This window comes from Actinomadura sp. GTD37, from assembly GCF_041951365.1.
In the GTDB taxonomy this organism is placed as follows: Bacteria; Actinomycetota; Actinomycetes; order Streptosporangiales; family Streptosporangiaceae; genus Spirillospora.
Map to the genome: position 1 here is coordinate 12,867 of NZ_JBGNUS010000008.1, position 19,932 is coordinate 32,798.

At 74.2% G+C, this 19,932-nt stretch carries 16 protein-coding genes; 12 read left to right on the forward strand and 4 right to left on the reverse strand.

Features of this window, described 5'->3' with window-relative positions:
* Positions 1 to 93 precede the first annotated feature (93 nt).
* The 6 genes from ACA511_RS32100 to ACA511_RS32125 all read left to right on the forward strand — a co-directional run bounded on the left by ACA511_RS32100 (position 94) and on the right by ACA511_RS32125 (position 7,329).
* Positions 94 to 1,044, forward strand: coding sequence for an acyl-ACP desaturase (locus ACA511_RS32100; RefSeq protein ID WP_375028435.1), 951 nt, complete (start codon positions 94 to 96; stop codon positions 1,042 to 1,044).
* 85 nt (positions 1,045 to 1,129) lie between these two features.
* On the forward strand, positions 1,130 to 1,936 hold the full coding sequence (locus ACA511_RS32105; RefSeq protein ID WP_375028436.1) for a serine/threonine-protein kinase: 807 nt from the start codon (positions 1,130 to 1,132) through the stop codon (positions 1,934 to 1,936).
* Between the two features lie 51 nt (positions 1,937 to 1,987).
* Positions 1,988 to 3,931 carry a serine/threonine-protein kinase gene (locus ACA511_RS32110; protein ID WP_375028437.1) on the forward strand — a complete coding sequence of 648 codons (1,944 nt, stop codon included), beginning with the start codon at positions 1,988 to 1,990 and terminating at the stop codon, positions 3,929 to 3,931.
* A gap of 44 nt (positions 3,932 to 3,975) precedes the next feature.
* Complete coding sequence (locus ACA511_RS32115; RefSeq protein ID WP_375028438.1) at positions 3,976 to 5,298, forward strand: hypothetical protein; 1,323 nt, start codon at positions 3,976 to 3,978, stop codon at positions 5,296 to 5,298.
* 277 nt (positions 5,299 to 5,575) lie between these two features.
* A complete protein-coding gene (locus ACA511_RS32120; RefSeq protein WP_375028439.1) occupies positions 5,576 to 6,355 on the forward strand; it encodes an electron transfer flavoprotein subunit beta/FixA family protein in 780 nt (259 codons plus the stop codon).
* Positions 6,356 to 6,378: 23 nt separating this feature from the next.
* Positions 6,379 to 7,329: an electron transfer flavoprotein subunit alpha/FixB family protein gene (locus ACA511_RS32125; protein WP_375028440.1), complete on the forward strand. Its 951-nt coding sequence runs from the start codon at positions 6,379 to 6,381 to the stop codon at positions 7,327 to 7,329.
* Positions 7,330 to 7,377: 48 nt separating this feature from the next.
* Here ACA511_RS32125 and ACA511_RS32130 read toward each other — a convergent pair whose 3' ends face one another.
* The 3 genes from ACA511_RS32130 to ACA511_RS32140 form a co-directional block, all read right to left on the reverse strand.
* A complete protein-coding gene (locus tag ACA511_RS32130) occupies positions 7,378 to 9,183 on the reverse strand; it encodes a serine/threonine-protein kinase (RefSeq protein ID WP_375028441.1) in 1,806 nt (601 codons plus the stop codon).
* Between the two features lie 120 nt (positions 9,184 to 9,303).
* The gene (locus ACA511_RS32135; protein WP_375028442.1) at positions 9,304 to 10,521 is read right to left on the reverse strand and encodes an MFS transporter; all 1,218 of its coding nucleotides are present in this window, start codon (positions 10,519 to 10,521) and stop codon (positions 9,304 to 9,306) included.
* 138 nt (positions 10,522 to 10,659) lie between these two features.
* Positions 10,660 to 11,193, reverse strand: a complete 534-nt coding sequence (locus tag ACA511_RS32140) for a TetR/AcrR family transcriptional regulator (RefSeq protein WP_375028443.1) — start codon at positions 11,191 to 11,193, stop codon at positions 10,660 to 10,662.
* 142 nt (positions 11,194 to 11,335) lie between these two features.
* On the opposite strand from ACA511_RS32140, the gene ACA511_RS32145 reads away from it, so the two are divergent.
* Entirely contained in the window at positions 11,336 to 12,511 is a 1,176-nt protein-coding gene (locus ACA511_RS32145) for a cysteine desulfurase family protein (RefSeq protein ID WP_375028729.1), read from the forward strand.
* 44 nt (positions 12,512 to 12,555) lie between these two features.
* Positions 12,556 to 13,395, forward strand: a complete 840-nt coding sequence (locus ACA511_RS32150; RefSeq protein WP_375028444.1) for a DUF1206 domain-containing protein — start codon at positions 12,556 to 12,558, stop codon at positions 13,393 to 13,395.
* On the opposite strand, the gene ACA511_RS32155 is transcribed toward ACA511_RS32150, so the two are convergent.
* Positions 13,386 to 14,468, reverse strand: coding sequence for a DUF695 domain-containing protein (locus ACA511_RS32155; protein ID WP_375028445.1), 1,083 nt, complete (start codon positions 14,466 to 14,468; stop codon positions 13,386 to 13,388). The two genes, ACA511_RS32150 and ACA511_RS32155, sit on opposite strands and share 10 nt — an antisense overlap.
* Positions 14,469 to 14,535: 67 nt before the next feature.
* Between ACA511_RS32155 and mnmA the strand changes: the two genes are divergently transcribed.
* Genes mnmA through ligA form a run of 4 tightly spaced genes read left to right on the forward strand, consistent with a single transcriptional unit; the run spans position 14,536 to position 19,710 of the window.
* A complete protein-coding gene (mnmA, locus tag ACA511_RS32160) occupies positions 14,536 to 15,612 on the forward strand; it encodes a tRNA 2-thiouridine(34) synthase MnmA (protein ID WP_375028446.1) in 1,077 nt (358 codons plus the stop codon).
* 55 nt (positions 15,613 to 15,667) lie between these two features.
* Positions 15,668 to 16,486 carry an LLM class F420-dependent oxidoreductase gene (locus tag ACA511_RS32165; protein WP_375028447.1) on the forward strand — a complete coding sequence of 273 codons (819 nt, stop codon included), beginning with the start codon at positions 15,668 to 15,670 and terminating at the stop codon, positions 16,484 to 16,486.
* A 24-nt stretch (positions 16,487 to 16,510) separates the two neighbouring features.
* A complete protein-coding gene (locus tag ACA511_RS32170; RefSeq protein ID WP_375028448.1) occupies positions 16,511 to 17,512 on the forward strand; it encodes a methionine synthase in 1,002 nt (333 codons plus the stop codon).
* Between the two features lie 29 nt (positions 17,513 to 17,541).
* Positions 17,542 to 19,710 (forward strand): NAD-dependent DNA ligase LigA, encoded by a 2,169-nt coding sequence (gene ligA, locus ACA511_RS32175; RefSeq protein ID WP_375028449.1) that lies wholly within the window; start codon positions 17,542 to 17,544, stop codon positions 19,708 to 19,710.
* Positions 19,711 to 19,932 lie beyond the last annotated feature (222 nt).

Genomic DNA, 19,932 nt, shown 5'->3' on the forward strand with positions numbered 1-19,932 from the left:
GAGTAGGTTGTGTGTGGCCTGCTGGGCGCCCCAACCGAGCCGCGTCCGCGGCGGCATGTCCGGCAAGACCACCTCGTCCAGCGAAGGAACCGCATGTCCGTGACCCCCGAAGAGACGTTCCAGACCGGCATCCTGCGGGATCTCGAGCCGGTGGTCGAGAAGGAACTGAACCGGCACCTGTCGATGGCCAAGGAATGGTTCCCGCACCAGTACGTCCCGTGGGGCGAGGGCCGCGACTACGACGGCCCGCTGGACGGCGAGGCATGGTCGCTGGAGCAGTCCAAGCTGAGCGTCGAGGCGCGCGAGGCGCTCATCGTCAACCTGCTCACCGAGGACAACCTCCCCGGCTACCACCGCGCCATCGCCACCGTGTACGGCCGCGAGGGCGCCTGGGGCACCTGGGTCAACCGCTGGACGGCGGAGGAGAACCGGCACGGCATCGCCCTGCGCGACTACCTCACCGTGACCCGCGCCGTCGACCCCATCGCCCTTGAGCGCGCGCGCATGCACCACATGGAGGCGGGCTACGAGGCCGACCACGGCGACTCGTTCCTGCACGGGTCGGCCTACGTGTCGTTCCAGGAGCTCGCCACCCGCGTCTCCCACCGCAACACGGGCAAGGCGTCCGGCGACCCGGTCTGCGAGCAGATGATGACCCGCATCGCCGCCGACGAGAACCTCCACATGATCTTCTACCGGAACATGCTGGGCGCCGCCCTGGACCTCGCGCCGAACGAGACGATGCGGGCGATCACCGACGTGGTGAAGTCGTTCCAGATGCCGGGGCACAGCATCCACGGCTTCCTCCGCAAGTCCGTCATCATCGCCAACGCCGGCATCTACGACCTGCGGCTGCACCACGACGACGTGCTCGTCCCGGTGCTGCGCAAGTGGAACGTGTTCGACCGCACCGACCTGACCGGCGACGGCGAGAAGGCCCGCGAGGAGCTCGCCGAGTTCCTGGAGCAGCTCGACGCCGCCGCCACCAAGTTCGAGACCCGCCGCGAGGAGCGCCGCGCCCGCCAGGCCGCCCGCAAGGGCTAGTCCGGCTGGTCACCGCGCCGCCCGCGCGGGCTTGTCACGGCCAGTTCGCGGGAACGCGAACCCGATTCCCGGCGTCAAAGGGGACATGGGGACGCATCGGCGACTGGGCGGGTATCGGTTGCTGGACGAGATCGGCCGGGGCAGCACCGCCGTGGTGTACCTCGCCATGGACTCCCATGGCCGCGAGGTCGCCGTCAAGGAGCTGGTCCCGGAGCTGACGGGGGTACCGGAGGCGATCGACCGGCTGGCACGGGAGATGCAGGCGCAGGCGCGGGTGCGCAGCGCCTACGTCGCCGGCCTGCTGGACGGGGCGATCACGGCCGAGCGGCCGCACGTGGTCATGCAGTACGTGCCGGGCTGCCCGCTGAACGACCTGGTCCCGGCGTACGGGCCGCTGCGCGGCGAGCGCCTCGCCCGGTTCGCGCGGCGGCTGGCGCTCGCGCTCGGGGACGTCCACGACGCGGGCGTCCTGCACCGCGACGTGTCGCCGGGCAACGTCATCGTGCTGGGCGACCGGCCGACGCTGATCGACTTCGGGATCGCGCACGAGTCCGGCGCCGACCAGATCACCCGGCGCGGCATGGTCGTGGGGACGCCCGCCTACCTCGCCCCCGAGCTGATCGAGGGGGAGCGCGCCACCACGGCGTCGGACGTGTTCTCCTGGGCGGCGACCGTCGCGTACGCGGCGACGGGCCGCCCGCCGTTCGGACGCGGGTCGCTGCACGGGGTGTGCTTCCGGATCCTGCGCGGCCAGGCCGACCTGGACGGCGTCCCCGAGCCGGTGGCGGGGCTGCTGCGGGCGGCGCTGCTGCGCGACCCGGTGCGGCGTCCGGCGGCCCGCTGGTTCGCCGGAGCGCTCGCCGGCGCGTGCGGCGGGACGGCGGCGGCCTGATGACGATTAGATCTTCCGGGCCGGATCGGCGAGGGTAGGGTTTCGGAAACGATGAAGGGAGCCGTCACGTCCGGGGACCGAATCGGCCACTACAGCGTCCAGCAGACCCTGGGAGAAGGGGGCATGGGCGTCGTCTACCTCGGCGCCGACCCCGAGGGGCGCAACGTGGCCATCAAGGTGCTGCGGCCCGCGGTCGCGGGCGACGCCACGGCGCGCCGCCGGCTGGCCCGCGAGGTCGACTCGATGCGCAGGGTGCACAGCCCGCACGTCGCCGAGATCCTCGACGCCGACGTGACGGCCGACCAGCCCTACATCGTGACCCAGTACGTGCCCGGCCGCACCCTCGAAGAGGTCGTCGAGGACGCCGGGCCGATCTACGGGCAGGGGCTGCAGCGGCTCGGGGTGGGGCTCGCGTCCGCGCTGTCGGCGATCCACGGCGCCGGGATCGTGCACCGCGACATGAAGCCCGGCAACGTGATGCTCGTGGACGGCGAGCCCGTCGTGATCGACTTCGGCATCGCGCAGGCCGCCGACGCGACCCGGCTCACCGCGACCGGGATGGTCATCGGCACGCCCGGCTACCTCGCCCCGGAGATCATCGAGGGCGAGGACGCGGGCCCGCCGTCGGACGTGCACGCCTGGGCGGGCACCGTCGCCTACGCCGCCACCGGCCGGCCGCCGTTCGGCTCCGGCACCTTCGAGTCGATCTTCTACAAGATCATGCAGGGCGCGCCGGACCTGGAGGGCGTGCCGGACGCGCTGCTGCCCGTGCTGCGGTCGGCGATGGCGCGGCACCCGGCCGAGCGCCCCACCGCGGTCGGCCTGGTGCAGCTCACCCGGCGGATCCACCTCGAAGCGACGATCACCGACCAGACCCGCGTCGACCGGCACTACCCGTCCCCGGACGCCGCCGCGGCGGGCATGGCCGCGGCCGGCACGTCGCTGGACGAGCCCGCCCCCGACCACTCCCGGCTGTTCTCCATGCCGGCGACCGGGCCGCAGGACGCCCGGCCCGGGGACGCCCCGGCGCGGCCCACCGCGCCCGGCGGGTCGCCGGTCCCGGCGCCCGCGCCCGTCCCGGCCCAGCCCAGGGACTTCGTGGGCCAGCTGCCGCCCGCCGCGCCGCCGCCCCCTCCGCCGGGCCCGCCGCCCGCGCAGTTCAAGGCCGGCGAGCAGTTCGGGCCGCGCGGCTACGGCCCGCCCGACCCGTACGCCCAGGGCGGCTACCCGCCGCCCTACGGGCCCCCGCCGAACCAGCCGCCGCCGAACCAGCCGCCACCGGGCGCGCTGCAGCGCGGCCCCTACGACGCGCAGACCCAGGACGCGCAGCGCCGCGTGGCCGACCAGGCCCGCGCCGACCGCGCTCAGCCGGACAAGGACCGCCGCAAGCCCTACGGCTGGTACCGGGTGCTCAGCTTCATCGTCCTGGTGGCGCTGCTCGGGTTCGCCAACATCGCGCCGCTGCTCGCCCTCGCCGCCACCGTCGCGGGCGTGTTCGTCCTGCGCGCGGGCGACAAGGCGGCCAAGGGCATGGAGGGGCGGCAGACGCGGCGCGGCCCGCGTTCCGGCGACGCCGTCGCCGCCGCGTTCCGGACGCCGCTGCACCTGCCCGGCGCCCTGATGTCCACCGTGCTGTGGACGTCGCTCAGCCTGTTCGCGGGGCTGGTCCTGCTCGGCGTGCTGATCTTCGCGCAGTCGGACATGACCGCGTCGAAGGCCATCGCGTACTCGTCGATGGCGGTGATCGGGCTGCTGTGCCTCGCGCCGGGCAGCGGCGCGCCGCGCCGCCAGCTCGCCCGGCTCTGGGGCGCGCTCCTGCCGCGCGCCGAGGCCGCCCTCGCCGGCGCGCTGATCCTCGGGGTCTTCGCGACGGTGCTGGTCGTGCTGTCGCAGAACCAGCCGCCCGACACCACTCCGCTGGACGGGATGAGCCAGAGCCTCGAAGGGCTGCGGGCGGACGTCCGCGAGCTGGTCTCCAACATCCCCGGCATGTGACCGGCCCGTCCCCGGGCGGCTTCGTCGGTAGGGTGGCGACCCATATGAGCGGTGAGGCGAGCCACCAGGAGCACATCGGCCCGTACCGGCTGCTGGCGCGGCTGGGCGGCGGTCCCGTGCCCGGCGCGCCGGGGCCGGACGGCGCGGGGGCCGTGCACCGCGCCGCCGGGCCGGACGGGCGCGACGTGGCGATCCGGCTGCTGCCGCCCGGCGTGGCGCCCGACGTGGGGCGGATGCGCGAGGTGCTCAGCCCCTACGTGGTGGACGTCCTGGACGGCGATCCCGCCGGTCCGCGCCCCTACATCGTGTCCCGGTTCGTCCCGGGCAGGCCGCTGGCGGAGACGGTCGCCTCGGGCGGCCCCATGTCGGGGGACGCGCTGCGCGGCCTGGCGGTCGGGCTGGCCAAGGCGCTCGCCGCCCTCCACCGGACGGGGCTCGCACATGGCGAGCTGGGTCCGGGGACGGTGCTCGTCGTGGACGACGCCCCCATCGTCGTCGACTTCGCCCTCGTCGCCGGCGCCGGCGCCTCCGGTGACGTCCGCGCGTGGGCCGCGACGGTGGCGTACGCCGCCACCGGCCGGCACGATGCTCCCGCCAGTGCGCTGCCCGCGGGCCTGCGCTCGCTGGTGGAGGCCGCTTCGCACCCCGATCCGGGGTCGCGTCCGGCGGCCGGGGAACTGGCCGAGGCGGCGTCGCGGCTCGACCTTCCCGCCGTCCCGGGCGCCCGTCCCGCGCCCGACCGGGCGGCCGGTCCCGTCCCGCACGCGAGGCGGGCGGCGGAGGCCGCGGCGCCGTCGCGGGCCGCCGGGGCGCCCGAGCTGGCGGTGGTGTTCGGGTGGGCGCGGCTGCTCACGGCCATGGTCGTGGTGATCGCGGTCGCCGTCGCGATCATGGCGCCGATCGCGGGTCTCGTCCTGTCGCTCGCCGCGGTGACGCTGCTGCGGCTCGCGGGCGCGCCGGCGGAGGGCCGGGCGCGCGGCCGGGCGGCCGCCGTCGGGCGGACGCTGCTGACCGTCCCGTACGCGGCGGTGTTCACGGTGGCCGTCCCGCTCGGGCTCGCCGCGGCCGCGGCGGTCGGCGGGCGGATCGACTCCCTCGCCGCCTGCGCGTTCGGCGCCGGGGCGGGGGCGGCGGCGCTGTGGACGGCGCCGGGCGTGCACGGCCCGCGCCGGGGGCTGGAGCGGCTGCTCCTGCCGCTCGCGCGGCGGCCCCGGCCCATCGCCGCCGCGGTCGCGGGACTCGGCCTGCTGGCCCTGCTCGCGGGGGTCGGGGCGTTGACGCTGACGCCGAGCTTCGCTCCGGCGTACGGGCTGCAGCAGACGCTGGAGAGCGCCTTGGACCGGCTGCAGCACGCCGTCAACCGGTGAGGCGGAGTGAAGTGCGTCACGTCCGGTTCGGGACGAGGAAAGGCCCGCAAACGCCCCGTATGCGTGGGTAAGGTCTCACGAGCTGGGATTTGCCAGCGGGCTACTGGCTAGTAACATTGCTCGTGCACGGCCCAATCAGGGACCCGGGTCCGAAGGGCGTTCGGGGATTTGGCAGGCTGTGACTTCGAAAGCGCATGTCCGCGTCGACCCGTCATGGGCGGCGCCCCTCTGCCGCTCACCAGCGGCCAACTGAGTGCAGGGAGGTCGGCCACCGGCCATGAACATCGTCGTCCTGGTGAAGCAGGTTCCCGATACGGAGAGCCCGCGCAAGCTGAAGTCCGATGACAGCACGCTCGACCGCGCCGCGGCGGACGGCGTCATCAACGAACTCGATGAGTACGCGATCGAAGAGGCGCTGCGCATCAAGGAGGCCCAGGGCGGCGAGGTGACCGTCCTGACCATGGGCCCCGACAAGGCCACCGACTCGATCCGCAAGTCCCTCGCCATGGGCGCCGACAAGGCCGTCCACCTGCTCGACGAGGGCCTCGCCGGCTCCGACGCGCTGCAGACCTCCTACGCGATCCAGCAGGCGCTCGGCCGCACCGGCTTCGACCTGGTGATCCTCGGCTCGGAGTCCACCGACGCGCGCACCGGCGTCCTCGCCGCGATGCTCGCCGAGCGGCTCGGCGTCGCGCAGGTGTCGCTCGCCAACAAGGTCGAGATCGACGGGACGTCCATCAAGGCGCAGCGGCAGACCGACTACGGCTTCGACCGGGTCGAGGCGGCCCTGCCCGCGGTCGTCAGCGTCGTCGAGAAGATCAACGAGCCGCGCTACCCCTCGTTCAAGGGGATCATGGCGGCCAAGAAGAAGCCGGTCGAGACGCTCGGCCTGGGCGACGCCGGCATCGACGCGTCCCAGGTGGGCCTGGCGAACGCCGCCACCGAAGTGGTCGACTTCGCCGAGGCGCCGCCGCGCGCCAAGGGCGAGATCGTCACCGACGAGGGCGACGGCGGCGCGAAGATCGCCGAGTTCCTCGCGTCGAAGAAGTTCGTCTGACCGGGGAAGGGAATTAGAGACCAATGGCTGAGATTCTCGTCCTCGTCGACCATGTCGACGGTGAGGTCAAGAAGGTCACGCTCGAACTGCTGACGCTGGCGAACCGGCTCGGCGAGGCCGCCGCGGTATGGGTCGGCCCGGGCTATGAGAACGCCAGGGACAGGCTCGGCGAGTACGGCGCCGGCAAGGTCTACGTGGCCGCCGACGAGGAGCTGGCCTCCTACGTCGTCGCCCCGAAGGCCGCGCTGCTCGCCCAGCTCGTGAGCGAGAAGTCCCCGGCCGCGGTGCTCGTCGCCGCCACCGCCGAGGGCAAGGAGATCGCGGGCCGCCTCGCGGTCAAGACCGGCTCCGGCGTGCTCACCGACGTCGTGGACGTCACCGACGGCTTCGTTGCCGAGCACTCCATCTTCGGCGGCGGCATCATCGCGCACGCCAAGGTGCGGACCGGCACGCCGATCATCGCCGTCCGGCCGAACTCGGTCGCCCCCGAGGCGTCCGCGGCCACCCCGGCCGAGGAGCAGGTGTCGGTCGCGCTCACGGACGCCGACAAGGCCGCCAAGATCGTGGAGAAGGTCGTCCAGGAGAAGGGCGAGCGCCCGGACCTGACCGAGGCCGCGATCGTCGTCTCCGGCGGCCGCGGCGTCGGCGGCGCCGAGAACTTCAAGATCATCGAGGGCCTGGCCGACTCGCTCGGCGCGGCCGTCGGCGCCTCCCGCGCCGCGACCGACGCCGGCTGGTACCCGCACTCGTTCCAGGTCGGTCAGACCGGCAAGACGGTGTCGCCGCAGCTGTACATCGCGGTCGGCATCTCCGGCGCCATCCAGCACCGGGCCGGCATGCAGACCTCGAAGACCATCGTCGCCATCAACAAGGACCCCGAGGCGCCGATCTTCGAGCTCGTCGACTTCGGCCTCGTGGGCGACCTCTTCCAGGTCGCGCCGCAGCTCACCGAGGAGATCACCAAGCGCAAGTGATCTTCCGCGGAGGCCCCGGCGACGCGCGTCGCCGGGGCCTCCGGCCTGTCAGGAGCGCGCCGGCGACGGGTACGGGACGGCCTTGAGCAGCGCGGGCTTCAACATCTCGCCCACCTCGCCGTACGGGACGACCGTGTCCTGCAGCCCGCACGCCGACGCGTAGCCCAGGATCGATCCGTAGAAGGCCACGCGGACGCCCTTCGGGGTGAGGGCCATGGTGACGGAGCCGTCCTTGACGAACTTGGACGGGTCGTCGGTGCCGCGCTCGACCACGGCGCCGCCCGGGGTGCTCTGGCCGCTCCAGCAGTACACGCCGTCGGGCAGATGCGCCTTGATCTTGTCGTCCAGCGGCTTGAGGCCCTGCCCGGTCGGGACGCGGAACAGTCCGGGCGCGGTGTAGGACGCGCCCGTCCTGAGGTCGACGGTGGCCGCCTGGGACTGGTCCCAGCCCGTCCCGCGCTCGCCCCGCAGGCCGACCGTGTACCAGACCGACAGCAGCCGGTCGTTGCGCAGCAGGATCTGCGGCTTCACGACATCGGTGTAGGCGCCGCGGCCGATGTCCTTCAGGCCGTTGAGAGTCTTCGTCCAGCGCTGTTCGAGCGGGGCCCGCAGCGCCTCGTTGATCTTTCGGGTGACCGCGGGCTCCCCGCCCGTGACCCGTACGAGCTGCCCCTGGGCCTGGAACGTGACCCCGTTCCCGAGGTCCCGCGGCGGTTCGCTGAGTGCGGCCAGGCGCGTCGCGATCGGCTTCGGCGCCTCGTCGGCCGTGGCCACGTACACCGCCGCGCCGCCGCCCACCGCGACGGCGGCGGCCCCGCCCGCGATGGCGGCCGCGCCCTTGGCCCCGAGCGCGCCGACGACCCCCTGGCCCGCGGCCCCCGCCCCGCCGGCACCCGCGCCCGCCGCACCCGCCCCTGCACCCGCTGCGCCCGCGCCCGCACCCGCGCCGGCCGTCCCCGCCGCCGCGCCGCCCGAGCCGAGGCCGAGGGCGGTCAGCGGGAACAGCATCGACAGCGCGGCGGCGGCGCCCGCGAGCGTCCGGACGCCGCGCCCCTCCCAGTCGGTCCCGTACGCGCCGGACGCGACCGACTCCAGCTCGGAGACGAACGCGGCCGCCCCCATCGGGCGGTCCCACGGGTTCTTGGCGAGGCCGCGCTCGATGAGCGGGCGGAGCGGCTCGGGGACGCCGTCCACCGGGACCGGGGCGGTGAGGTGGCGGCCCATGAGCCCGGCCGGGTCCTCGGCGGTGTACGGGCGGCGCCCCGTCACGCACTCGAAGAACACGCACGCCGCCGCGTATACGTCGGTCGCGGGGGAGGCGGGCTCGTCCCGCCACTGCTCGGGCGCCATGTAGACGGGCGTCCCGGACCGTCCCGACGCGCCCGCGTCCACGGCGATCCCGAAGTCGATCAGCTTGCTCAGCCCGTCCCCGCGCACGATCACGTTGGCGGGCTTGTAGTCGCGGTGGACGATCCCGAGGTCGTGCGCGGCGGCCAGGCCCAGCAGCGAGCCCTTGAGGACCGCCAGCGCCGCCACCGGCTCCAGCGGCCCCCGCTCCGCGAGCACCGCCTTGAGGGACGCGCCGTCCACGGACTCCATGACGATCGCGGCCCCGTCCGGCGTCTCGACGAGGCCGAACAGCTGCGCGACGAACGGGTTGCGCAGCCGGCTCAGCAGCCCGGCCTCGGCCCGGAACCGCTCGCGGAACACCGCGTCCGCGGCCAGCGGCTCCCCGAGGTACTTGATCGCCGCGGGCCGTCCGGTCCCGTCGTGCCGCGCGAGGACGACGCGCCCCTGCGCGCCCTCGCCGAGCACCCGCAGCTCGGTGTACCCCGGAACCCGCCACCCGCTCATGGACCGCCCCCCATCACCTGCGAAGATCCCGAATGGGTTATATCGGATCACGACCCGGCCCACGACCCTTTCGCCCGGAGGACTCCGTCCGGCGGGCGGGGGCGGTGGCGTGCGGCGAGGTCAGGCGGCCACGGGCTCGGGGCGGGTGTCGCCCGCATCGCCGGAACCCGGCGCCGCCTCCGGCGCCGCGGCGACGTCCGTCGACGTGCGGAGGGGCACGAAGCGCGCCCCCGCGGCGATGAGGAGGGCCAGCACGACGACGGTGGCGACGCCGACGCGCAGGGACGTGGCGTCCGAGAGGAAGCCGACCACGACCGGGCCCAGCAGCAGGCCGCCGTAGCCCATCGCGCCGACCTGGGCGACGGCCGCGGCGGGACGGTCCGGCGCGGCGGTCCCGGCCAGCGAGATCGTCGTCGGGACGACCGTGCAGACGAGCAGCCCGGTCACGAAGAACCCGCCGATCGCGACGGCCGGCGACGGCGCCAGCACGACCACGGTCATGCCGGCCGCGGTGCCGAGGCCCGCGCCGGTCAGCAGGCGGCGGGTGCCGACGCGCGTCCGGACGCGGTCGCCGACCAGCCGGCCGAGCAGCATCGCCAGCTCGAACACCGGGTAGCCGACGGCGGCCACGGCCTCGGTGGCGCCCATCTCGTCGTGCAGGAGCAGGCCGCTCCAGTCGGCGATCGAGCCCTCGGTCATGAACGCGATGAAGCCCAGCACGCCGATCAGGTAGACGGCGGGCGGCATCCGGCGCGCCCTGCGGCCCGTCCCGGACGCGGCGGGCGCCACGGGGTCGGGCAGGTAGCTGCGGCCGAGCGCGAGGCCCGCGGGCAGCGCCAGCAGCGCGGCGGCCAGCACGGTCTCGGTGAAGCCGAACCCGGCGGCGGCCGTGGCGACGCCGAACAGCCCGCCGCTCATCGCGCCGACGCACCAGCCGGCGTGCATGCCGCTCATGATGGGCCTGCGGTACGCCTGCTCGACGACGCTGCCCTGCGCGTTCATCGCGATGTCGGTGATCCCGAACGTCATGCCGAACAGCGCGACGGCGGCGAGCAGCATCCCGTAGGTGGGCGCGAGCGCGACCGCCACGTAGGACAGCGCCGTCAGGGGGAGGGCCGCCCGCAGCACCGCCCGGCTGCCCGCGCGCGCCATGACGCCGCGCAGCGCCTGCATGGCCGCGATCGCGCCGAGCCCCCAGACGAGGACGACGATGCCGATCTCGCCCTCGGTCGTCCCGAACTTCCCGGCCAGCGCGGGCATGCGCGCCACCCACACTCCGGTCAGCAGACCGGCCAGTGCGAAGGTCAGGAACGTCCCGGAACGGGCACGGAACAGCATGGTTCACCTCTTTCTCGGCTCGGCCGGGCGCAGCCCGGCGGCGCCGCTCGCGCGGCGTCGTGACGAAGGCCGCCCCGGACCCGGGAAGGTCCGCAGCGCTCAGGGTTCAGGGGTTCATGGGGGCGCGGGGCCCCGGCGTCATCGCTCCAGGAGGTCCAGGAGCCGCCGTTTCAGCGCTTCGAGCTGCCGCGCGTCGTACAGCCCGGGGGCGTGGCTCACGACCTCCCAGAGGCCCTCGGCCGCCAGCCGGACGACCATCGCGGTGCCCGGGTCCGGGTCGTCGGCGGGGTCGCGGCCGTGCCAGCGGCGCATCGCCTCGTTGAGCGGCTCGGCCTGGTCGGGGTCCGCGGCGGCGGCCGTGATGGCCGACCAGCGGCGGTAGGCGCGGGCGTCGCCGCCGAGGATCTCGAACGTGGCCTCGACGTAGGCGCGGGTGTAGGAGCCCGGCGCTCCGTCCCCGTGGGAGTCGATGTAGGAGGCGATCAGGTCGTCGAACTCCTCGATGACGCGCGCCACCATCGCCCGGACGAGCGCCTCCTTGGTGGGGAAGTGGTAGAGCAGCCCCCCCTTGCTGACGCCGGCGCGGTCGGCGACCGCGGTGAGCGTCAGCGCCTGCGTCCCCTGCTCGGAGAGGACGGCTTCGGCGGCGTCCAGGAGGGCTTCCTTCTTCATGATCCCCCCACTGTACCGGCTGGACGGTACAGACGGTGAACCCGGTGCCCGCGTCGGCTATTCCCGGCGGCCGTTACCGGCGCGCGCAACCGCATGGGCACCGGAGGGGAACAGGGCGGGCGCGGATACTGTTGACCGCGTGGTGACCTACCTCGACCATGCGGCGACGACCCCGATGCTGCCCGAGGCCATCGAGGCGATGACGGCGGAGCTCCGCGAGCTGGGGAACCCGTCCTCCCTGCACGCGGTCGGCCGGCGCGCCCGCCGCGTCGTCGAGGAGTCCCGCGAGATCATCGCCGAGGCGTTCGACGCCCGCCCGAGCGAGGTCGTGTTCACCTCCGGCGGCACCGAGGCCGACAACCTCGCGGTCAAGGGCCTCTACTGGGCCCGCCGCGGCGCCGACCCCGCGCGCACACGCGTGCTGGCCGGGGCCATCGAGCACCACGCCGTCATGGACGCGGTGCAATGGCTCGCCGACCACGAGGGCGCCAAGGTCGAGTGGCTGCCCGTGGACGGGCTGGGCCGCGTCCGTCCCGAGACGCTCCGCGAGGCGCTGGGCGCCGGCGACGACGTGGCGCTCACCACGGTGATGTGGGCCAACAACGAGGTCGGGACCGTCCAGCCCATCGCGGAACTCGCCGCCGTAGCGCGCGAGCGCGGCGTCCCCCTGCACACCGACGCCGTCCAGGCCGCGGGGCAGCTGCCCGTCGGCTTCGCGGCGAGCGGCGCGCAGGCCCTGACCATTACCGGCCACAAGCTCGGCGGCCCGATCGGCGCCGGCGCGCTGCTGCTCGCCAAGCCCGAGGAGCCGGTGTTCCTCGACCCGGTGCCGCTGCTGCACGGCGGCGGGCAGGAGCGCGACGTCCGGTCCGGGACGCTCGACGCCCCCGCCATCGCCGGGTTCGCCGCCGCCGTCCACGCCGCCGTCGCGCACCGGGACGCCGAGGCCCGCCGCCTCGCCGAGCTGCGCGACCGGCTGATCGACGCCGTCCGCGCCGCCGTGCCCGACGCCGTCCTGAACGGCGACCCCGTCGACCGGCTGCCCGGCAACGCGCACTTCTCCTTCCCCGGCTGCGAGGGCGACGCCCTGCTCATGCTGCTGGACGCGCGCGGCATCGCGTGCTCCACCGGGTCCGCGTGCTCGGCCGGCGTCTCGCAGCCCAGCCACGTCCTGCTGGCGATGGACGCGGGCCCCGAGCGGGCCCGCGGCTCGCTGCGCTTCACCCTCGGCCACACCTCCACCGAGGCGGACGTGAAGGCGCTCGCCGACGCCATCGGCCCGGTGGTCGAACGCGCACGTCGCGCCGGTCTCAGCTGATCCGCCCAGGTTTGACCGTTCCTTGAACGGGGACTGCGTTGCCCGTGACGACGACGACGGACATGACCGACGGGATCAAGCAGGCGGCGGGACACCCCTGGTTCCACCGCATGTCGCGCGTGGGCCTGGTCGCCCGCGGCCTCCTCTACCTGCTCATCGGCTGGCTCGCCCTCCAGGTGGCCTTCGGCGGCGACGGCAGGGAGGCCGACCGCAAGGGCGCGCTCCAGGCCGTCGCCGACAAGCCCGGCGGACCGGTCGTCCTCGGGCTCATGGTCGCCGGATTCGCGGCGCTCGCACTCTGGCAGTACGCCGAAGCCGTCTACGGACGCCCCGTATCGGGCGGCGACAAGCCGACCGAACGGCTGGGCTCCGCCGCGCGCGGCGTCATGTACACGGCGGGGTGCGCGGGGACGCTGGCGTTCCTGTTCGGCCACCAGGGCACGTCGAGCGACCAGCAGTCCAAGACGATCACCGCGCGGCTGATGGGCGAGCCCGGCGGGCGCTGGCTCGTCGCCGCCGCCGCGGCGGGGTTCGTGGTCTGGGGCGCCGTCGTGATCGTCGGCGCCGTCCGCCGCGGGTTCCTCGACGAACTCGAGACCGCCGGGATGAGCGGCCCCGCGCGCCGCCTCGTCCAGACCCTCGGGATCGTCGGCAACGCCGCCCGGGGCCTGATCGGCCTCGCCGTCGGAGCCTTCCTCGCCCACGCGGCCGTCACCTTCGACCCGGAGAAGGCCCGCGGCCTGGACGGCGCCCTCCGCGAGTTCGCCGGCACCCCCGCCGGCGCCTGGGGCCTCGCGGCCGTCGCCGCCGGCGTCCTCACCTTCGGCCTCTACTCCTTCTGCGAGGCCCGCTGGCGCAAGGTCGACGCGACCCGTCAGGGCTGATACGGCGCGAGCGCCTTCCAGGCGGGGTCGGCGGTGGAGGCGACCTTGGCCTTGCCCTCCGGCCAGCCCGCCGCGAGCTGGTCGAGCTCGGAGATGACACCCGAGTCGGGGTCGGCGTACAGGTGGAAGACGCGCAGGCCGTCCCCGGTCTCCCGGACGGCGAGGACCGCGCGGTCGCCGAGCTTGCCGAGCTTCTTCTCGAAGGCGCGCAGCGCGCCCGCCGACGGCTCGACCGGCAGCCGGTCGGGGTTGCTGTTGGCGTACGGGACGCTGATCGCCACGTGCAGGTCGCAGAGCGGGTAGTCCTGGCGGTGCAGCGGGAACCGGGCGCCGAGGCGGGCGGGATGCCCGCGCGGGGTGCGGCCCTCGCCGGTCAGCCAGGCGGGCTCGGCGAACGGCTCGGCGACCTGCTCGACGACGGCGGGCAGCATCGACGGCGGCAGCGAGTCGATCGGCGCCTCCGTCGCGATCGTGACCTCGCCGATCCAGCGGGCCACGTCGTCCTCGCCGAGCGCCCAGTGCAGGACGTTCAGCGCCACCTGGAGCTGCTGCTCCTCGGCGACGAACAGGAAGTCGGGATGGTAGGCGCCGATGTGCACGCGGGCGCGGTCGGTGTCGGCGCGCATGCCCAGCCGGACGTACTCCAGGTCGAACTCGTGGTCGCCGAGGACGAGGTCCTGGGAGAGCATCTCCGGATCGGCCTGCCGCGCCGGGTGGAAGGTCCAGCCGGCGGCCGCCGCGCCGGTCGGCGCGGCCCGCGCCCAGCGCTCGGTCACGCCGCGCAGCCCGGGGTCGCCGCCGCCGGTCACGGTCAGCGACGGGTTCCGGTCGTCGGCGCCGCCGATCTCCCACTGCAACCCTGAGTGGATCTTGTGGACGCGGCGCGACAACTCCTCGATCGTCTCCGCCGACAGCCCCTCACCGGGCGCGGCGGCCTCCGGCGCGTCGGGCTCGGGCCCGGCGGCCAGCGACGCCTCGATCGTCGGGCGGGCCTGCGCCCACCACTCCCAGAACTCGCTGATGGCGGGCGGTGCGACGGCGGACGCCTCGCGCGGACGGCGGAAGATTCCCATAGCGGCCCCAATCGTACGCGGAAATGCAGGCGGCGGACCCGGCCGCGCCGCGTACGCTCGGAGGACTATGACTCTGCGCGTACTCGCCGCCATGTCGGGCGGCGTCGACTCCGCCGTGGCCGCCGCCCGCGCCGCCGAGGCCGGGCACGACGTCACCGGCGTCCACATGGCCCTGTCCACCAACCCCCAGTCCTACCGTACGGGGGCGCGCGGCTGCTGCACCCTGGAGGACTCCCGGGACGCCCGCCGCGCCGCCGACGCGATCGGCATCCCCTTCTACGTATGGGACCTCGCCGAACGCTTCCACAAGGACGTCGTCGAAGACTTCGTCAGCGAGTACGCGGCCGGCCGCACCCCGAACCCGTGCCTGCGCTGCAACGAGAAGATCAAGTTCGCCGCGCTGCTGGACCGGGCGATGGCCCTCGGCTTCGACGCCGTCTGCACCGGCCACTACGCGCGGCTGGACGGCGGCGTCCTGCGCCGCGGCGTCGACGAGGGCAAGGACCAGTCCTACGTGCTGGCCGTCTGCACGCCCGAGCAGCTCGCGCACGCGCTGTTCCCGCTCGGCGACACGTCCAAGGCCGACATCCGGCGGGAGGCGGCGCGGCGCGGCCTCCAGGTCGCCGAGAAGCCCGACAGCCACGACATCTGCTTCATCGCCGACGGCGACACGCGCGGCTTCCTCGCCGAGCGGCTCGGCGCGGCCCCCGGCCCCATCGTCGACGCCGACGGCAACGAGGTCGGCGAGCACGACGGCGCCTACGCCTACACGATCGGCCAGCGCAAGGGCCTGCGGCTCGGCACCCCCGCACCCGACGGACGCCCCCGCTACGTCCTCGACATCTCCCCCGTCACGAACACGGTGACGGTAGGGCCGCGCGAGGACCTGGACGTCCGCGTGATCACCGGCGAGCGCCCGGTGTGGCTGAGCGAGCCCCGCGGCGGCCCGTTCGCCTGCGACGTGCAGCTCCGCGCCCACGGCGAGGTCTACCCCTGCACGGCCGAGCAGGACGGCGAAGACCTGCGCATCCGTCTGTCCGAGCCCGCCCGCGGCGTCGCACCGGGCCAGGCCGCCGTCCTCTACGACGCCGACCGCGTCCTGGCCTCATCCACCATCGCGGCGACCGCCACCGTCCCCGCCTGACCTGGGCACGGAGGAGGGCCCCAGGGCCCGACGCCAAGGGCACTACAGTGGGCGCGTGCAATTTGGTGTTTCGACGTTCGTGACCGATGACGGGATCGGGCCGGCGGCGCTCGGGCGGGCGCTGGAGGAGCGCGGGTTCGGGTCGCTGTTCCTGGCCGAGCACACGCACATCCCGGTGAAGCGGGAGTCGCCGTGGCCGGGCGGGGCGGAGCTGCCCCGGATGTACTACCGGACGCTCGACCCGTTCGTGGCGCTGACCGCCGCGGCGGCGGTGACGGAGCGGCTGCGCGTCGGGACGGGCATCGCGCTGATCGTCCAGCGGGACCCGATCGTCCTGGCGAAGGAGGTCGCCTCCCTCGACCTGGTCTCCGGCGGGCGCGCCGTGCTCGGCGTCGGCGCGGGCTGGAACCGGGAGGAGATGCGCAACCACGGCACCGACCCGGCGACCCGGATGCGGCTGCTCCGCGAGCGGGTGCTGGCGGTCAAGGAGCTGTGGACGAAGGACGAGGCCGAGTTCCACGGCGAGTTCGTCGACTTCGACCCGGTGTTCTCCTACCCGAAGCCCGTCCAGGACCCGCACCCGCCCGTCATGATCGGCGGGGCCGGCCCGACGACGTTCGACCGGGTGGTCGAGTTCGGCGACGGCTGGATGCCGATCCACGGGCGGGGCACGGACGCGCTGGCGGCGCAGATCGCCGAGCTGCGGGAACGGGCCGGCCGGCGCGTCCCGGTGACGGTGTTCGGCGCGCCCGGCAAGGCGGAGGCCGTCGCCGCGCTGGCGGCCGCGGGCGTCGACGAGGTGCTGTTCAACCTGCGGACCGAGCCGGAGGGCGACACGCTCCGCTACCTGGACCGGCTCGCGCAACTGGTGTGATCACCGCCGGATAGGGTTCGGGGTGTGACGAGTTACCCCTGGCAGGCCGGTACGGCGACCGGCGTCGGATCCTATCCGGGGGACGATCCGGCGGAGGCGCTGCGGGTCGTCCTCGGCGAGCTGCCCGAGCTGCCGCACCTGCCGGAGCTGCCCGCCCGCGGCCCCGGCGCCGACCTGACCGGGCGGACGGCCGGGCTGCTGGTCGACATGCCGGTGCGGGTGGAGCCGTCCGGCTGGCGGTTCTCCGACCGTCCGGGCCGCGACACGCTGCGCGCCCACGACCACATGGCGCGCGACCTGGACGTCCTGGAGGAGACCGCGGGCGGCCACGACGGGCCGTTCAAGATCCAGGTGTGCGGGCCGTGGACGCTGGCCGCCACGATCGAGCTGCGGCACGGCGACCGGGCGCTGAAGGACCCGGGCGCCGTCCGCGACCTGGCCGCCTCGCTCGCCGAGGGCGTCGCCGCGCACGTCGCGGACGTCCGGCGGCGGCTCCCCGCGGCGGAGATCGTCCTTCAGCTGGACGAGCCGGGCCTGCCCGGCGTGCTCGCCGGGACGGTCCCGACCGCCAGCGGGTTCTCCCGGCTGCGCGCCGTCGAGGAGCCCGTCGCCGAAGAGGTGCTGCGCACGGTGGTCGACGCGGCCGGCGCCTACCCGGTCGTGCACTGCTGCGCCCGGAACGTCCCCTACGGGGTGCTGCGCGGCGCGGGCGCGAAGGCGATCTCCGTCGACCTGCGGCTGGTGCCGGAGCGCGACGACGACGCGGTGGGCGAGACGATCGACGCGGGGATCGGCCTGTTCCTCGGCGCGGTGCCCGCCGCCGACGGCGTCCTGCCGTCCCTGCGGACGACCGGCGAGCCGGTGCGCGGGCTGTGGCGGCGGCTCGGCTTCCCGGCCGCGCAGCTCGCGCGGCAGGTCGTGATCACTCCGGCCTGCGGCATGGCGGGCGCGTCCCCCCGCTACGTCCGCGAAGCCCTCAAGCGCTCTCGCGACACGGCGAGGATGCTCTGCGAAGCGGCCGAGTGAATGTCGGTCCCGTTGGCGACAATGAAGGCATGACCATGAGCGAGGGCGTTCCCACCGAGGCGCGGCAGCGGCACCGCGAGCTGAGCGAGGAGCTCGAAGACGCCAACTACCGGTACTACGTCCTCGACCAGCCGACGCTCACCGACGCGGAGTACGACCGGCGGATGCGGGAGATCGGCGCGCTGGAGGAGAGCCATCCCGAGCTGGTCACGCCCGACTCGCCGACGCAGAAGGTCGGCGCGCCGATCGTCACCGACTTCGCGACCGTCCGGCACCTGGAGCGGATGCAGAGCCTCGACAACGCGATGAGCGCCGACGAGCTGCTCGCGTGGGACGAGCGCGTCGTCAAGGAGGTCGGCGAGGTCGCCGGCTACCTGTGCGAGCTGAAGATCGACGGTCTCGCGATCGCGCTGACCTACGAGAACGGGCGGCTCACCCGCGGGGTCACCCGCGGCGACGGGCGCACCGGCGAGGACGTCACCAACAACATCCGCACCATCGCCGACATCCCCGACCGGCTGGCCGGCGGCGGCTGGCCGGACGTCCTGGAGGTCCGCGGCGAGGTCTTCCTGCCCGTCGAAGGGTTCGAGCAGGTCAACGCCGCGCAGGTCGAGGCCGGCAAGGAGCCGTTCGCCAACCCGCGCAACGCGGCGGCGGGGTCCCTGCGGCAGAAGGACCCGCGGGTCACCGCGCACCGGCCGCTCGGCATGCTCGTCCACGGGTTCGGCGCCTGGCGCGGCGGGACGCAGCCGGAGAGCCAGTCCGGGGCCTACGAGCTGATGCGCGGCTGGGGGCTGCCGGTCAGCGACCGGTACAAGGTCGTCGGCGGGATGGACGCCGTCCGCGAGTACATCGCCGAGTACGGCGACGACCGGCACGGCACCGCGTACGAGATCGACGGCGTCGTCGTGAAGGTCGACCAGTTCGCCCTGCAGCGGCGGCTCGGGTCGACGAGCCGGGCGCCGCGCTGGGCCATCGCGTGGAAGTACCCGCCGGAGGAGGTCAACACCAGGCTCCTCGACATCAAGGTCGGCGTCGGGCGGACGGGGCGCATCACCCCGTACGGCGTGATGGAGCCGGTGAAGGTCGCGGGCTCGACCGTCGACCGCGCCACGCTGCACAACGCGGGCGAGGTCAGGCGCAAGGGCGTGCTGATCGGCGACACCGTGGTGCTGCGCAAGGCCGGCGACGTGATCCCCGAGATCGTCGCGCCGGTGACCGCGCTGCGGGACGGCTCCGAGCGCGAGTTCGAGATGCCGTCGCACTGCCCCGAGTGCGGGACGGAGCTGGCGTACGAGAAGGAGGGCGACGCCGACATCCGCTGCCCGAACGCGCAGTTCTGCCCCGGGCAGCTGCGCGAGCGGCTGTACTTCGTCGCCAGCCGCAACGCGCTCGACATCGAGGCGCTCGGCTACGTCGGCGCGACCGCGCTCACGCAGCCGCTGGAGCCGGACGACCCGCCGGTGAAGAACGAGGGCGACCTGTTCCACCTGACCGTCGACCGGCTGCTGCCGATCCGGAGCCTCGTGCTGGACCCCAAGACCGGCACGGCCAAGACCGACCCGAAGACCGGCGAGCCGAAGGCCGTCTCGTTCTTCGCCAACAAGGAGGGCGAGCCGAAGAAGACGGTCGAGATCCTCTTCGAGGAGCTGGAGAAGGCCAAGAGGCAGCCGCTGTGGCGGGTGCTGGTGGCGCTGTCGATCCGGCACGTGGGGCCGTCCGCCGCGCGCGACCTGGCCCGCGAGATGCGCTCGATGGACGCGATCGCGGACGCGACCGAGGAGGAGCTGGCGGCGGTCGACGGCGTCGGGCCGACGATCGCGGCCTCGATCAAGAACTGGTTCGCGGTCGGCTGGCACCGGGAGATCGTCGACAAGTGGCGGGCCGCGGGCGTCCGGATGGAGGACGAGGGCGCGGCGGGCCCGCGTCCGCTGGAGGGCGTCAGCGTGGTGATCACCGGTTCGCTGGAGGAGTACAGCCGGGACTCGGCGACCGAGGCGGTGCAGCGGCTCGGCGGCAAGGTGTCCGGCTCGGTGTCGAAGAAGACCGGCTTCGTGGTCGTGGGCGACAATCCAGGGTCGAAATACGACAAAGCCGTCAAGTTGGGCGTGCCGGTCCTAGCGGAGGAAGGCTTCCGCGTCCTGCTCGCCGATGGGCCAGATGCGGCCAAAGACGTAACTTTGCGCGCCGACGAATAACGGCACGTGTTCGCGCGGGTCCCACCAGGGTTGCGTTACTCAGGGGTACACTTCAACTACCCAACGGTGAGCGGCGGGTGCGGACCGGCATAACGGAACGTACGCAATCGGTTTCGCGAAGTTGAGCAAAGGCCGTACTCTCCCACTCATCACGACCTACACCTGAATCTCCGGACGTAACACCCGGGGGGCGTCCCCCGAGGTCGGGGACGCCCGGTGCCG

What these genes read in the sequence shown, in the direction of transcription:
- ACA511_RS32100 (WP_375028435.1), top strand. Translation starts at nt 94, where the DNA reads ATGTCCGTGACCCCCGAAGAGACGTTCCAGACCGGCATCCTGCGGGAT.
- ACA511_RS32120 (WP_375028439.1), top strand. Translation starts at nt 5,576, where the DNA reads ATGAACATCGTCGTCCTGGTGAAGCAGGTTCCCGATACGGAGAGCCCG.
- ACA511_RS32125 (WP_375028440.1), top strand. Translation starts at nt 6,379, where the DNA reads ATGGCTGAGATTCTCGTCCTCGTCGACCATGTCGACGGTGAGGTCAAG.
- ACA511_RS32155 (WP_375028445.1), bottom strand. Translation starts at nt 14,468, where the DNA reads ATGGGAATCTTCCGCCGTCCGCGCGAGGCGTCCGCCGTCGCACCGCCC.
- ACA511_RS32140 (WP_375028443.1), bottom strand. Translation starts at nt 11,193, where the DNA reads ATGAAGAAGGAAGCCCTCCTGGACGCCGCCGAAGCCGTCCTCTCCGAG.
- ACA511_RS32135 (WP_375028442.1), bottom strand. Translation starts at nt 10,521, where the DNA reads ATGCTGTTCCGTGCCCGTTCCGGGACGTTCCTGACCTTCGCACTGGCC.
- ACA511_RS32115 (WP_375028438.1), top strand. Translation starts at nt 3,976, where the DNA reads ATGAGCGGTGAGGCGAGCCACCAGGAGCACATCGGCCCGTACCGGCTG.
- ACA511_RS32130 (WP_375028441.1), bottom strand. Translation starts at nt 9,183, where the DNA reads ATGAGCGGGTGGCGGGTTCCGGGGTACACCGAGCTGCGGGTGCTCGGC.
- ACA511_RS32105 (WP_375028436.1), top strand. Translation starts at nt 1,130, where the DNA reads ATGGGGACGCATCGGCGACTGGGCGGGTATCGGTTGCTGGACGAGATC.
- mnmA (WP_375028446.1), top strand. Translation starts at nt 14,536, where the DNA reads ATGACTCTGCGCGTACTCGCCGCCATGTCGGGCGGCGTCGACTCCGCC.
- ACA511_RS32110 (WP_375028437.1), top strand. Translation starts at nt 1,988, where the DNA reads ATGAAGGGAGCCGTCACGTCCGGGGACCGAATCGGCCACTACAGCGTC.
- ligA (WP_375028449.1), top strand. Translation starts at nt 17,542, where the DNA reads ATGACCATGAGCGAGGGCGTTCCCACCGAGGCGCGGCAGCGGCACCGC.